Source organism: Thalassomonas sp. M1454 (genome assembly GCF_007097525.1).
In the GTDB taxonomy this organism is placed as follows: Bacteria; Pseudomonadota; Gammaproteobacteria; order Enterobacterales; family Alteromonadaceae; genus Thalassotalea_A.
The window spans coordinates 47,067-60,347 of the sequence record NZ_VKDD01000003.1 but is presented as its reverse complement, the minus strand read 5'-3'; the positions used below and the strand labels follow the sequence as shown (position 1 = coordinate 60,347).

The 13,281-nt window shown below is 38.2% G+C and carries 8 protein-coding genes; all 8 read left to right on the top strand.

The annotated features are described in order from the left end of the window. Positions 1–72: 72 nt before the first annotated feature. Positions 73–2,685, top strand: coding sequence for a TonB-dependent receptor (locus FNN08_RS08555; protein ID WP_143584782.1), 2,613 nt, complete (start codon positions 73–75; stop codon positions 2,683–2,685). A 138-nt stretch (positions 2,686–2,823) separates the two neighbouring features. Then, complete coding sequence (locus tag FNN08_RS08550; protein WP_143584780.1) at positions 2,824–3,540, top strand: SapC family protein; 717 nt, start codon at positions 2,824–2,826, stop codon at positions 3,538–3,540. Between the two features lie 40 nt (positions 3,541–3,580). Then, positions 3,581–5,137 carry a tryptophan halogenase family protein gene (locus tag FNN08_RS08545; protein WP_143584778.1) on the top strand — a complete coding sequence of 519 codons (1,557 nt, stop codon included), beginning with the start codon at positions 3,581–3,583 and terminating at the stop codon, positions 5,135–5,137. A gap of 37 nt (positions 5,138–5,174) precedes the next feature. Continuing rightward, entirely contained in the window at positions 5,175–6,761 is a 1,587-nt protein-coding gene (locus FNN08_RS08540; protein ID WP_143584776.1) for a tryptophan halogenase family protein, read from the top strand. A 46-nt stretch (positions 6,762–6,807) separates the two neighbouring features. Continuing rightward, the gene (locus tag FNN08_RS08535; RefSeq protein ID WP_143584774.1) at positions 6,808–9,465 is read left to right on the top strand and encodes a family 20 glycosylhydrolase; all 2,658 of its coding nucleotides are present in this window, start codon (positions 6,808–6,810) and stop codon (positions 9,463–9,465) included. A gap of 144 nt (positions 9,466–9,609) precedes the next feature. After that, on the top strand, positions 9,610–10,497 hold the full coding sequence (gene nagK / locus FNN08_RS08530) for an N-acetylglucosamine kinase (protein WP_260679298.1): 888 nt from the start codon (positions 9,610–9,612) through the stop codon (positions 10,495–10,497). A 52-nt stretch (positions 10,498–10,549) separates the two neighbouring features. Beyond that, positions 10,550–11,674, top strand: a complete 1,125-nt coding sequence (gene nagA / locus FNN08_RS08525) for an N-acetylglucosamine-6-phosphate deacetylase (protein WP_143584770.1) — start codon at positions 10,550–10,552, stop codon at positions 11,672–11,674. 98 nt (positions 11,675–11,772) lie between these two features. Beyond that, complete coding sequence (gene nagP / locus FNN08_RS08520; RefSeq protein ID WP_143584768.1) at positions 11,773–13,080, top strand: N-acetylglucosamine MFS transporter NagP; 1,308 nt, start codon at positions 11,773–11,775, stop codon at positions 13,078–13,080. The last annotated feature ends 201 nt before the right edge of the window (positions 13,081–13,281 follow it).

Sequence of the window (13,281 nt, the reverse complement as noted above, 5' to 3'; positions counted from 1 at the left end):
CTTTGTTGTGGTTTCCAATGACGGCTAACAAAAGTGAAAACTAAAAAATATAATGCAAGGGTAGGAAATAAAATGTCGTCATTCAAATTCCAAAAACATGTACTAGCTAGCAGTATCGCAATGGTATTAGCAGGTGCTTCAGCATCAGCAGTAGCCGCTGAAGAAGCAGCAGCTAATGCAGATGAAAATATCGAAGTGATTGAAGTTACTGGTATTCGTGGAAGCAACAAGAAAAACTTAAATGCAAAACGTTTCTCAAACGCAAGTGTTGATGCGATTAGCGCAGAAGACATTGGTAAGTTCCCAGATAAGAACGTTGCTGAGTCATTACAACGTATTCCTGGTGTAACTATTCAACGTCAATTCGGTGAAGGTGCAGCAGTTTCAATTCGTGGTGCAGGTCAAGATTTAACATTGACTACTTTGAATGGCCAAAACGTTGCTTCAACTGGTTGGTTCGTACTTGAGCCAGCTAAACGTAGTTTCAACTACGAATTACTTCCTTCAGAATTAGTAGGCGATTTAGAAGTTTATAAAACTTCACAAGCTGACCTTGCAGAAGGCGGTATCGGTGGTACGGTTATTGTTAATACTCGTAAACCATTAGATTTAGATGCAAATACAATTTATGCATCAGTTGAAGGCTCTTACCAATCAGATTCAGAAGAAACTGATCCACAAGCTTCAGCTATGTATAGCTGGAAAAACGAAGCCGAAACTATGGGTTTCTTAGTTTCTGGTGTTATGCAAGAGCGTTCATTACAACGCCAAGGTAATGAAGCTTTCTGGGAATGGGGTGCAGGTCCTGTTGCCTTTGAACAAGAACGTGAACGTTCAGCAATTACCGCTACTTTCCAATATGCGCCGACAGATAACATGGATTTCGTGTTAAATGTTATGGATATGCAAATGGAAGCAGATAACACTAACTACGCACTTTGGTTAACTCAGGCTGATAGCTCATGGGGTGGTGTTCCTGTTGATCAAACTACATGGTTAGGTCAAGAAACAGATGCCGATGGTAATATTACTAACCAAGGTACACAAGTTGCAGGTCCTTTAAACGTTGCTTTTTATCAAATGCGTCCACGTGAAGCGACGATGGATTCAGATGTTGTAGATTTAACATTTAACTACAGTGGTGATGATTATCAAGTTAAGGTACAAGTAGGTTCAACTGAATCAACTGGTGGTACTGACTTTGAGATGGTTCTTGATGATGGTTTAGTACCTTCTATTGCCGGCGGTACTTATGACTTTACTGGTGGTGGTCAAACTTGGAATTTACCAGCTGGTTTTGATATGGCAACTTACGACCCAGGCACACTTGCAATGGGTACAGGGCCAAACTTTAACCGCACACCTAAAACAGATGAAGAATCATACCTACAAGGTGACATCACCTTTAATGTTGATTTAGGTGTGATCACTGAGATCAAAACCGGTTTAAAGTTTGCTCAACATGAAACAACTTCTCGTCGTTTTGAATACATTCAAGCTGACGGTTTTAACAATGTTATCAATACTGCAGATATCCAAGATGGTAATTTAGATGTTGGCTCTGGTGACTATTCAATTAAGAAGTTTGATGCAGACGCATTAAAATCTTGGGCGAAAGACAGTATTATTGGCGAAACTGAAGATTTAGGTTCTTACAGCCATATTGAAGAAGATAACTACGCTGCTTATGTTATGGCAACGTTTGAAACTGAAGGTATGCGTGGTAACTTTGGTGTTCGTTACGCGGGCACTGACGCTGAATCTATTTACTATGTTGAAGGTGCAAAAACTAGCACTGAAGCTGATTATGCAGAATTCTTACCTAGCTTCAACTTAGCGATGGATATCTCAGATGAAGTTATCGTTCGTGTAGCGGCTTCTCGTGCAATGGCTCGTCCTCAGTACGTTGATATGTACGTTAACCCTAATGTAGTTGGCGCTAACGATGATTTACCTGATAACCAATACTGGGTTGTAGGTAATGTTGGTCTTAAGCCTTTCGTTGCTGATATGTTTGATATCGGTGTTGAATGGTACTTTGATGATTCATCATTAATTTCAGCGACTTTATTCATGAAAGATGTGAAAAACTTTGTAACTTTCACTGAATATAAAGCAGATGCAGCAGACATTGATTTCCCTCTACCAACTACACCGGTTGATGAAAATGCAAATGGTTGGACTGTACAAGAAAAAGCGAATGGCCAAGATGCACAAATTGAAGGTTTAGAGCTTCAATACCAACAAGACTTTGGTAATGGCTTTGGTACGCTAATTAACTACACATACACTGATACTTCAACTGATGAAGCGACTTATGTTGATGGTAACCCATTCTTAAGTGATTCATCTAAAGATCAGTACAATGTAACTGGTTACTTTGAAAACGATGCGTTATCTGTGCGTTTATCATATAACTGGCGTAGTGAGTACATGATCCGTGAGACAGGCTCTTACGGTAACCGTTTACACGATGACTTTGGCTCTTTAGATTTAAGTGCTACGTATCATTTAACAGAGAATGTTGATATTCGAGTTGATGCGACTAACTTACTTGAAGAAGAAGCTAAGCAATTCGGTAACAATAATTACCCAACATCTTATAGTGGCTTTACTGAAGGTTTCCCTTTATACGAGTACGAAACTGCTAGCCGCATTAGTGTAGGTGCAAGCGTTAAGTTCTAATATTGAACAAAACTATAAAAAAAAGGGGAGTTTTCTCCCCTTTTTTATAAATAAATTCAATTTTAACTTGTAATGGTTTAATCCCTCAGTTTAGTCTATCAACTTCATAAATCAGGCCTACATTTTGGGAGTAGTAAAATGAGCCAACAAAATATTCAACCGTTAAATAAAACGGCACATGCAAATACAAAAATTAAAGCACTTAAAAATTTCGAACACGCTGCAGGTCAGCATTTAGCACCAGTAGTGGTTCATGAATTTTCACGAGCAGCAGCTGAGTTTCCAGTAGTTTTCGTTAAAAACGCTGAAACAGGCGTTTACCAAGCTGTAGCATTATTTGGTGTTAAGCCAGGTGAAAATTTATATACAGCAACAGAGAAGTGGGAAGGTACTTATGCTCCAGCATCGGTAACTCAATTTCCTTTAGCACTAGTACCAGAAAGTGCAGAAAATGATAAGTTTATGGTTGTTATCGCAACTGAAACTGCAGTCGTTAATGAAGAAGAAGGTAATGCTTTATTCGATGAAAACGGCGAAGAAACAGAGTACTTAGCAAAACGTAAAGAAGCATTAGGTACATATTATGAGCACGCTCATATTACTCGTGCTTTTACTAAAGAGTTAGCTGACAAAGATTTACTAGTTCAACAAAACCTTGATATTAATGTTGGTGAAGAAAAAATCGGCATTAATGGTATTTATTTAGTAGATGAGAAAAAGCTAAATGAATTATCTGATGAAGATTACTTAGCGTTACGTAAACGTGGCTTCTTAGCTCCTATTTACGCGCATTTAAACTCTATGCATCAGATGCATCGTTTAATACAAAAAAAGGCAGCTTTAGCTGCAAAATAAACTAGTTAAGGCTGCTTGCCCATCTAGTTAAGAAGGCCTTATGAAAAAAAAGAATGTTAATTCTATTACTATCGTTGGTGGTGGTTCGTCTGGATGGATGACGGCGTTATATTTAAATAAACTATATAACCACACCCAAGCCAATATAGACATCACAGTAATTGAAAGTAAAGATATTGGCATTCTTGGCGTTGGAGAAGCGACAGTTCATTCTATTCGCTTTTTCTTCGCTGCTATGGGGTTAGATGAAAATGAACTATTAAAAGAAACAAATGCCACACTTAAAACTGGCATTATGTTTCGTAACTGGATGAAACCAGTTAATCAACAAACACATCAATATTTCCATCCTTTTGAACATCAATCTTTAGGCAATATTCTTGATATCTCTTCTGCTTGGATTTTAAGTTCAAGACACTTATTTGAGCGCTACGATCAGGGCGTTAGCTTATCTTCACATTTAATGGTTGATAACCTTTCACCTAAAATGCCAGCATCAGCACCATATCAAGGTATTGTTCCTTATGGTTATCATTTAGATGCTACCTTAATGGCTAGGTTTTTACGTAAAAAAGCGACTCAAGCTGGCGTAACTCACATTGAAGCCACTGTTGACAAAGTTAATGTAAGCGATAATAAAATAGTATCTATCAATACCGATAAAGGTGAATTTAGTGCCGATATATTTATCGACTCTACCGGCTTTAAAGGTTTGCTCATTGACGCCATTAAACAAGATAATTGGCAGTCGTTTGAGCAAGAGCTTCCATGTAATAAAGCAGTTGCTATGCAAGTTGAATATAAAGAGCAACAGGTGCCTCGTAGTTATACTACAGCAACCGCTTTATCTAATGGTTGGGCTTGGGAGATTGATTTAACTTCTCGTCGTGGTACTGGCTATGTATATGACGGCTCTAGGCTTACTAAAGAACAAGCTGAAGAAGAGCTGAAACAGCATTTAGGGGCTGATGCAAATGTATTAAAAACCCTGCACCTGAATATGAAGATTGGTTGCCGTAAAGAGTTCTGGGTTGGTAATTGTATCGCTATTGGACTTGCTGGTGGTTTTATTGAACCTCTTGAGTCAACGGGCCTACATCTGATTAATGTCGGAGTAAAGTTATTATCTACTCATATATCTTCAAATCAAATACAACAAGCAAGTAGAGACTCTTATAACCGTTTAATGAACGGTGTATATGATGATCTAAAACGTTTTATCGTATTACATTATTGCTTAACTGATCGAAACGACACTGAATTTTGGCAACAAGCGCAAGAGAGCGTGAAATACTGCCCTGAATTACAAAGTCAACTTGCTGTATGGCAACATAAAACCTGTGAGTTTATGGATTTATCCGGTGGCTATGCCACTACTTTTACCGATGAAAATTATCGCTATATCCTCTATGGCATGGGACATATACCAGAGTTACACATGCCTTATGAAGAGAGCTCATGTAAGAAGATTTTTGATCGATTCTCTTTTATGGCAGAGAAAGCGAAATCAGTGAGCTTGTCTCATAAAAAATATTTAGAGACTCTGCACTCAGCTCAATCCGGTAGTAATGTATCAATAATGATGAATAAAGCCTAAAAACTATTTTAGGCCTTAAGTCTGTCGAGATAAATTAATGCAAGCAAGTGAACAATTAAATAATTCAACTCAACTTATCCGTAATATTGTCATTGTTGGCGGTGGCACTGCAGGTTGGTTGACAGCAAACCATTTAGCTAAGCAGCTTAATGCTAAGCATTGCGATGAAATAAGTATTACTTTAATTGAATCACCTAATATACCTACCATAGGGGTAGGAGAAGGCACTGTACCTTTAATACGAAAAAGCTTAGCTGAGCTAGGTATTAGTGAGTCAGAATTTATTAAAGAATGTGATGTTACCTTTAAGCAAGGTATAAAGTTTGTCGATTGGTTAAATAACCCTATCGCTGGCAAACCTCATCATTATCATCATATTTTTGATTACCCACTAATTAACGAGTTTGACCACTTAACCGCTTATTGGTTAAAAGGCTTAGCAGGAGAAAATACATCTTTTGTTGATGCAACCGCTTTTCAAGGGAAAATTTGTGATTTTGGCCTAGCGCCTAAAGATATAACGCAAGCTGAATATCAAGGCCATAATAGTTATGCCTACCATCTAGATGCAGCTAAATTTGCCAAGCTATTAACTAAACACGCCTGTAATAATTTAGGTGTTAAGCATATTTTGGCACAAGTAGATGATGTTGAGTTACATCTTAATGGCGATATCAAAGCGTTGCACACAGATGTAGCAGGTATTATTAGTGCCGATCTTTTTGTTGATTGTAGTGGCTTTGATTCCATTTTATTGGGCAAAGCGTTAAACGTTAAATTTATCGATAAAAGTGACGTTCTATTTGCTGACCACGCTATGGCTATGCAAGTACCTTATGAGGATCCCGAACAGGATATACCATCGTTCACAATTTCAACGGCTAAACAAGCTGGGTGGATATGGGATATAGGCTTAACTAAACGCCGTGGTACTGGTTATGTATATTCTAGCGCTCATACAACACATGATGAAGCCGAACAAACTATTCGAGACTATATAGGCCCTGCGGCAGATTCATTAGAAGCTCGTAAAATAGCCATGAATATAGGTTATCGGGAAAAATTTTGGCATAAAAACTGTGTGGCAATCGGACTCTCTCAAGGTTTTGTTGAACCATTAGAAGCAACAGGGTTATTGGTGTTTGACGTTACCGCGAAAATGTTAGCACAACAATTTCCAAGTAATCGTGGGCACATGGATATTCTCGCCAAAAAATTTAATGAACGAGTGAGTTCAAGTTGGGAGAAAGTAATTGATTTTATTAAATTACATTATGTTCTTTCAAAGCGAGATGATAGTGATTTTTGGCTAGAGAATCGCGACATAACTAAGTGCTCGCAAACATTACAAGAAAGATTACAACTATGGCAGCATCAAGTGCCAAGTGCCTATGACTTTGCGAGTGGTTTTGAAATTTTTAATTTAGAAAATTATTTATATGTTCTATACGGTATGGATTTTAATACCAACATAGAGTCAATGGATTTTCGCTTTCAAAATACTAAACAAGCAACCGAATTTTTTAACAAAATTAAGCAACATGCAGATATGCTGACTACAAAATTACCTAAGCACCGAGAGCTTATTAATAAGATCCATCGTTTTGGTTTACAGAAGCGTTAATTACTGCGTCACTTTAAATATTTACAGTTAAGTTAATGGAAACACTATGAACAAAAAATTATTTTTATCCAATGCTTGTATCGCAGGAATGTTGATGGCTGGTTGCTCAGACATCAATAACTCTGCAGATAGTGCTTCAACATCGAGTGCAAACTCTCAAGAGCAAGTAATTAATTTTTCAAACTCACTTAAAGTTAATTATCAACTCATTTCAAATATTGCCGATGAAAACTGTAATGCCCAAAGAGCAGAAGGTAATTGTTTTTTAGTTGAATTGAGTTTTACCCCTGAACAAGATTTTACTAGCTCTGATTGGGCTATTTATTACTCTCAAATTAACCCTGTACAATCAGATGCAAGTGATGAATTTGATATAAGCCATGTAAATGGCGATTTGCATAAAATTACTCCAACCGAAAACTTTAAAGGTTTTGTTGCTGGTCAAACATACACTTTGCCGTATCGCGTTGACTTTTGGACTTTATCTGAAACCGATGCTCTGCCAAATTACATTTTCAAAGCTGATGGGGCTCCTGCACAAGTTATTACCAGTACTCAAACAGTTATTAATGAAGAAACTGGTTTAGAGGAATATCCGTTTGTTAGTGACTTTAGCAGTGTTGAAAAACACTTTAAAAGAACGCCAAGCGATCAAACTAAGTGGGCAACGAGTGAGTATTTATTTGAGCGCAACAGTAAAAATAGTGCTGCCACAAATCAGCTTAATAGTTCATTAATACCAACACCACAATCACTGAAAGTTATTGATGCCAAGCAAAGCGTTAATTTAGCGCAAGGTATTAATGTTGAAGTTAATGGTATTGCAACTGGTGGGTTAAATGCTGCTTTTGCACGCCTAGCAAAATTTGGCGTTAAGCAAAATGACAATGGCATCAAACTTGTTATCACAAAATCAGCAAATATCAGCCCATTACCGGGTAGTTACCAACTTTCTATTGCTCCTGATTTAATTAGTATTGACGCTTTTGATGATGCTGGCGCATTTTATGCTCTGCAATCGATAAGTGGCTTAATTTCACTTGACGATAAAGCTCTACCAACGTTAGAAGTTATCGATGCTCCACATTATCAATTCCGTGGTTTACTCGTTGATGTAGCCAGAAATTTCCATTCAAAACAGTTTATTTTAGATTTAATGGAACAAATGGCTGCCTATAAGCTAAATAAACTGCACTTACATTTAGGTGATGATGAAGGCTGGCGTCTTGAGATCAAAGATCTTCCTGAGCTAACAGAGCTAAGCAGCAAACGCTGTTTTGATTTACAAGAAGAAAGCTGTTTACTACCGCAGTTAGGCGCAGGTGTAGACCCGACATCTAAGGTAAATGGTTATTACTCAATAGAAGATTATAAACAAATTTTACAATTTGCTAGTGCTCGTCATATTCAAGTGATTCCTTCATTAGATATGCCAGGACATTCTCGCTCGTCTATTGTAGCGATGAAAGCTCGTTATAACCGCTTAATGGCTGCTGGCGATGAAATTGGTGCAAAACAGTATTTGCTACACGATGAAAATGATAAAACCGTTTATTCATCAGTACAGTACTACAATGACAATACCATTAATGCTTGTATGGAATCGTCTTATGACTTTGTTGCAAAAGTTATGGATGAAGTAAAAGCAATGCATGTAGATGCTGGTCAGCCATTAACTCGTTATCATATAGGTGCCGATGAAACTGCAGGTGCATGGGTTGAATCACCGGTATGTAAAGAGTTTTTAGCTAATAATGATCAAGGCATCACCAAAGCTGAGCAACTTGGTAGCTATTTTATTGAGCGAGTTGCAAAAATATTATCTGACAGAAACATTGAAACTGCGGGCTGGAACGATGGCATGATGCATACTAATGCTGACAATATGCCTAAAGTTGTACAAGCAAACTCATGGGGCGTTTTGTCGTGGGAAGGGCATAAAGCTGCTCATGAATTGGCAAATCGAAACTGGGAAGTTGTAGTTTCAACTCCTGATGTTACCTATTTTGATTTTCCATATGAAGCTGATCCTAAGGAGCACGGTTACTATTGGGCGATTCGTCATTCGAACACTGAAAAACTGTTTCAATTTATGCCTGATAACTTACCTGTGCATGCAGAAATTTGGTTAGATCGTGAAGATAAGCCATTTATTGCCGACGATAGCGTAAAAATCTCAGAAGATGGCGTCATCGAATCTGGTCCTTTAGCAACAGGAAATAAATTTGTTGGAATACAAGGGCAGTTATGGAGTGAGAATACTCGTAACGATAACTTAGCTGAATACAAAATATTCCCACGTTTATTCTCTTTAGCTGAACGAGCTTGGCATAAAGCCGATTGGTCGGTTGACTATAAATACAGCGGTGACATTTATAACCAGGAATCAAACAATTTTACTAAAGACATGCGCACTGCTCGTGATCAACAATGGGCTAATTTTGCCAATGTTATTAGCAATAAAGAGTTGGCTAAGTTAGATAAAGCTGAGATTTTCTATCGCATTCCTACAGTAGGTGCAAAGGTTATTGCAGGGGAGCTACATATCAATAATAGCTTTACTGGCTTGCCATTAGAGTATCGAGTTGCTCAGGGCGAGTGGCAACAGTGGACAAAACCTGTAAAGGTTAATGGTGAAGTTGAAGTCAGAGCACGCTCTATAGATTTAAAAAGGGCTGGTAGGAGCTTGTTTTTAAACAAATAATTGGTTTTTACTGGCCAGATGTAAATGGCCAGTAAAAAAAATATAAAAAACATAATGACAGCGCTGTCATTTGTTAGTAATATCAAAGTATAGTAAAAGTTGATGTAACAATGTTTTCATCAGTTTATGAATAAAGAGGCATTAATGGATAGCAAACAACAACAGCTCTATTTAGGTATTGATGGTGGTGGCAGTAAATGCAAAGCCGTTATCTTAAATAAAGATATGCAAATCCTTGGTGAAGGCATTGCGGGTGCAGCCAATCCATTTCATAGCTTAGAAAAAGCCCAAAGCTCTATTGTCGCTGCAGCTGAATTGGCCTTAGATGATGCTAATCTAGATAAAAGTTTAGTAAGTGATTTAATTGCAGGTATTGGTTTAGCGGGTGTTAATCTTCCTAAATACTTTAAATTAATGAATGCATGGCAACATCCTTTCAAAAGTATGCACTTAGCAACAGACTTACATATTGCCTGTCTTGGCGCACACAATGGTAGTGATGGTGCTATTATGATCACCGGCACCGGCTCTTGTGGTTATGTAAGTGTTGGTGGTGATTCTTTAATTATCGGCGGTCATGGTTTCCCTCATGGTGATATCTGCAGTGGTGCTTGGTTAGGCTTTCAAGCGGTAGAAAAGGTTTTACTATCGTATGATGGCATTATTGAACCAACTCTACTTACCGATAAAGTCTTTGAGCAACTTAACTGTACCGACTCAAACACTTTGGTTGAAACTATTGCGGGTCATGGTGCCACTTATTACGGCCGCTTAGCTATTAGCGTTTTTGATGCCGCTGATGCTGGTGATGATGTTGCTAAAGCTATTATTAATGAAGGTTGTGAGTACTTTGTTCGTGTATTCAATAAATTAAAATCCAAAGGCGACGTTAATTTATCATTAATTGGTGGTTTAAAGCCTCGATTAGTTCAATGGCTGCCAAGTGAGGTTGCTGAAAATATCGTTGATGCGCAAAACCCACCAGAGGTTGGTGCGGTATTATTTGCGATAAATGAAGAAAATAAAACCTAATGTTTGCATCCATTTGTAAGTATATTTCGACTAAGTAATTAGGGTATAAATTATGATCTGCCACCTTCATCCAGAACACTTTTTTGACGGTCAAAGTATTCGCCAAAATATATGTGTGAGTATTGAGCATGGGAAAATTGTTGCTGTAGCTCCTGCTGGTAATGAACAAGCTGAAAAAATATCTGGTCTAATGGCTCCTGGCTTCATTGACGTACAGGTTAACGGTGGTGGTGGGGCATTATTCAATAGCTCTCCTACGGTTGCCGCTATCAAAACTATTGGCGCAGCTCATGCACAATTTGGTACAACCGGATTTTTACCGACGCTAATCACTGATAAAGTCGAAGTTATGCAAAAAGCAGCTGACGCAGTAAGCCAAGCGATTAATGAAAATGCTCCAGGCGTACTTGGTGTGCACTTTGAAGGTCCACATTTATCTATTCCTAAAAAGGGTGTGCATAGCCCTGAATTTATTCGCAAGATTAGTGATGAAGAAATGGCGGTATTTACTCGTCAAGATTTAGGCAAAGTTATTGTTACTTTAGCCCCTGAAAATGTTGCTGTTGAGGACATTAAAACACTTGTTGATGCTGGGGTTAGGGTTTGTCTTGGTCATTCAAATGCTGATTTTACCACTGTATGCAATGCATTAAGCGCTGGCGCTACAGGTTTTACTCACTTATTTAATGCAATGTCGGCATTTCAAGCTAGAGAGCCAGGTATGGTTGGCGCTGCGTTACTCGATGAAAATAGTTGGTGTGGCATTATTATTGATGGCCATCATGTGCATTACGATGCTGCAAAGCTCGCGATTAAAGCTAAAGAAAAAGGCAAGATGATGTTAGTAACTGATGCTATGCCTCCAGTTGGTACCACAGATGAAAGTTTCCCGTTTTTTGATTCAAAAGTTATCCGTACCGGCGACAGATTGAACGCATTAACGGGTGAACTTGCAGGTTCATGTCTTGATATGGCTGGTGCGGTAATAAATACCATTAAGTACATAGGTATTGAAGCTGATGAAGCTTTGCGTATGGCCGCTTTATATCCTGCGAGTTTTTTACAATTAGATAACTCTCTAGGACGTTTACAACCAGGATATGGTGCAGATTTTGTCATGTTAGATACAGATTATAACGTAACGCAAACTTGGATCGCTGGAAAGCGAGTACATTAGTTACAAACCTGTAATAATTATCAAAAAATAATTTAGTATGATCAACAAATAATAACAATAACTCCAATAAACGATAGCAGATCACAAAAGGCGAGCAAATGACTACTTCAACAGATACATCAACTCAACAAAACAGTGTAGTGCCTATGGCAATTGTCGCTGGTTTGTTTTTTATATTAGGTTTTGCGACTTGGCTAAATGGCTCTTTGATGCCATACCTAAAACAAATACTAGACTTAAATGCATTCCAAGCATCTTTGATCATATTCTCTTTCTATATATCCGTTACTTTCACTGCACTGCCATCGGCGTGGGTGATACGTAAAGTAGGCTATAAGAATGGTATGGCACTTGGTATGGCCGTTATGATGATTGCGGGTTTATTATTTATACCTGCCGCTAAAACCCAAGTTTTTGCTTTGTTCTTATTTGCACAGTTAGTTATGGGCGCTGGTCAAACTTTACTGCAAACAGCCGTTAATCCTTATGTCGTTCGTATTGGTCCTGAAGAGTCTGCTGCTGCTCGCGTAAGTATTATGGGAATTCTAAATAAAGGCGCAGGTGTTGTTGCTCCTATTGTATTTAGTGCCTTAATTTTAGATAGCTTTAAAGATCTTGTTGGTACAGAGTTAACACAAACACAAATTAACACTATGGCTGATAGCTTAGTTTTCCCTTATTTAGGTATGGCGCTTTTCATTGGTTTATTAGGTTTCTTAGTTAAAAAATCGCCTTTACCTGAGTTAGAAAGAGAAGAGTCAGATAGCGAAGGTGCAGATAAAAAGCACATCAAAGAAGCTTTATCTCATCCACGTCTAGCTCTTGGTGTAGTTGCTATATTTTTATATGTAGCCGTTGAAGTTATTGCCGGAGATACCATTGGTAGTTTTGCCCTTTCTTTAGGCGTTGAAAGCTACGGTGTTATGACATCTTACACTATGGTTTGTATGGTTATAGGTTATGTTATTGGTATTATTACAATCCCTCGCTTTATATCACAGGCGACAGCATTAACGATTTCAGCTGTATTAGGATTAATACTTACGGTTCTTATTGTTACTGGTGATACCTCGAGCTATGCAATATCAGAAGCATTACTTGTACCATTTGGCGGTGTTGCATTACCTGACACTCTACTGATGATTGCTTTCTTAGGTTTAGCCAACGCTATTGTATGGCCGGCAGTATGGCCATTGGCTTTATCAGGCATGGGTAAATTAACTAGTACAGGTTCAGCTTTACTGGTTATGGGTATTGCTGGTGGTGCTTTTGGACCATTGTTTTGGGGGATCACAAGCTCTGCAACTGACCTTGGTCAACAAGGTGGTTACATGGTGATGTTCCCATGTTATTTATTTATCTTATTTTATGCTGTTAAAGGCCATAAAATAGAAAGCTGGAAATAGCTTAACGCACAGTTTAATAGTGTAGGTTAGTTCACCCCTGTGACTAACATTTTTAGCCCCGCATTGCGGGGCTTTTTTTTGCTTTCATGGATGAAAGTATGCAAATCACCATGGATGGTTTTAGATTTGTAGTACAGGACGTGGGGTATGCCGAAACACCATGGATGGTGTAGTTTCGGTAGTATGTATGTAGGTATGCAA

What these genes read in the sequence shown, in the direction of transcription:
- FNN08_RS08540 (WP_143584776.1), top strand. Translation starts at nt 5,175, where the DNA reads ATGCAAGCAAGTGAACAATTAAATAATTCAACTCAACTTATCCGTAAT.
- FNN08_RS08555 (WP_143584782.1), top strand. Translation starts at nt 73, where the DNA reads ATGTCGTCATTCAAATTCCAAAAACATGTACTAGCTAGCAGTATCGCA.
- FNN08_RS08550 (WP_143584780.1), top strand. Translation starts at nt 2,824, where the DNA reads ATGAGCCAACAAAATATTCAACCGTTAAATAAAACGGCACATGCAAAT.
- FNN08_RS08535 (WP_143584774.1), top strand. Translation starts at nt 6,808, where the DNA reads ATGAACAAAAAATTATTTTTATCCAATGCTTGTATCGCAGGAATGTTG.
- nagP (WP_143584768.1), top strand. Translation starts at nt 11,773, where the DNA reads ATGACTACTTCAACAGATACATCAACTCAACAAAACAGTGTAGTGCCT.
- nagA (WP_143584770.1), top strand. Translation starts at nt 10,550, where the DNA reads ATGATCTGCCACCTTCATCCAGAACACTTTTTTGACGGTCAAAGTATT.
- FNN08_RS08545 (WP_143584778.1), top strand. Translation starts at nt 3,581, where the DNA reads ATGAAAAAAAAGAATGTTAATTCTATTACTATCGTTGGTGGTGGTTCG.
- nagK (WP_260679298.1), top strand. Translation starts at nt 9,610, where the DNA reads ATGGATAGCAAACAACAACAGCTCTATTTAGGTATTGATGGTGGTGGC.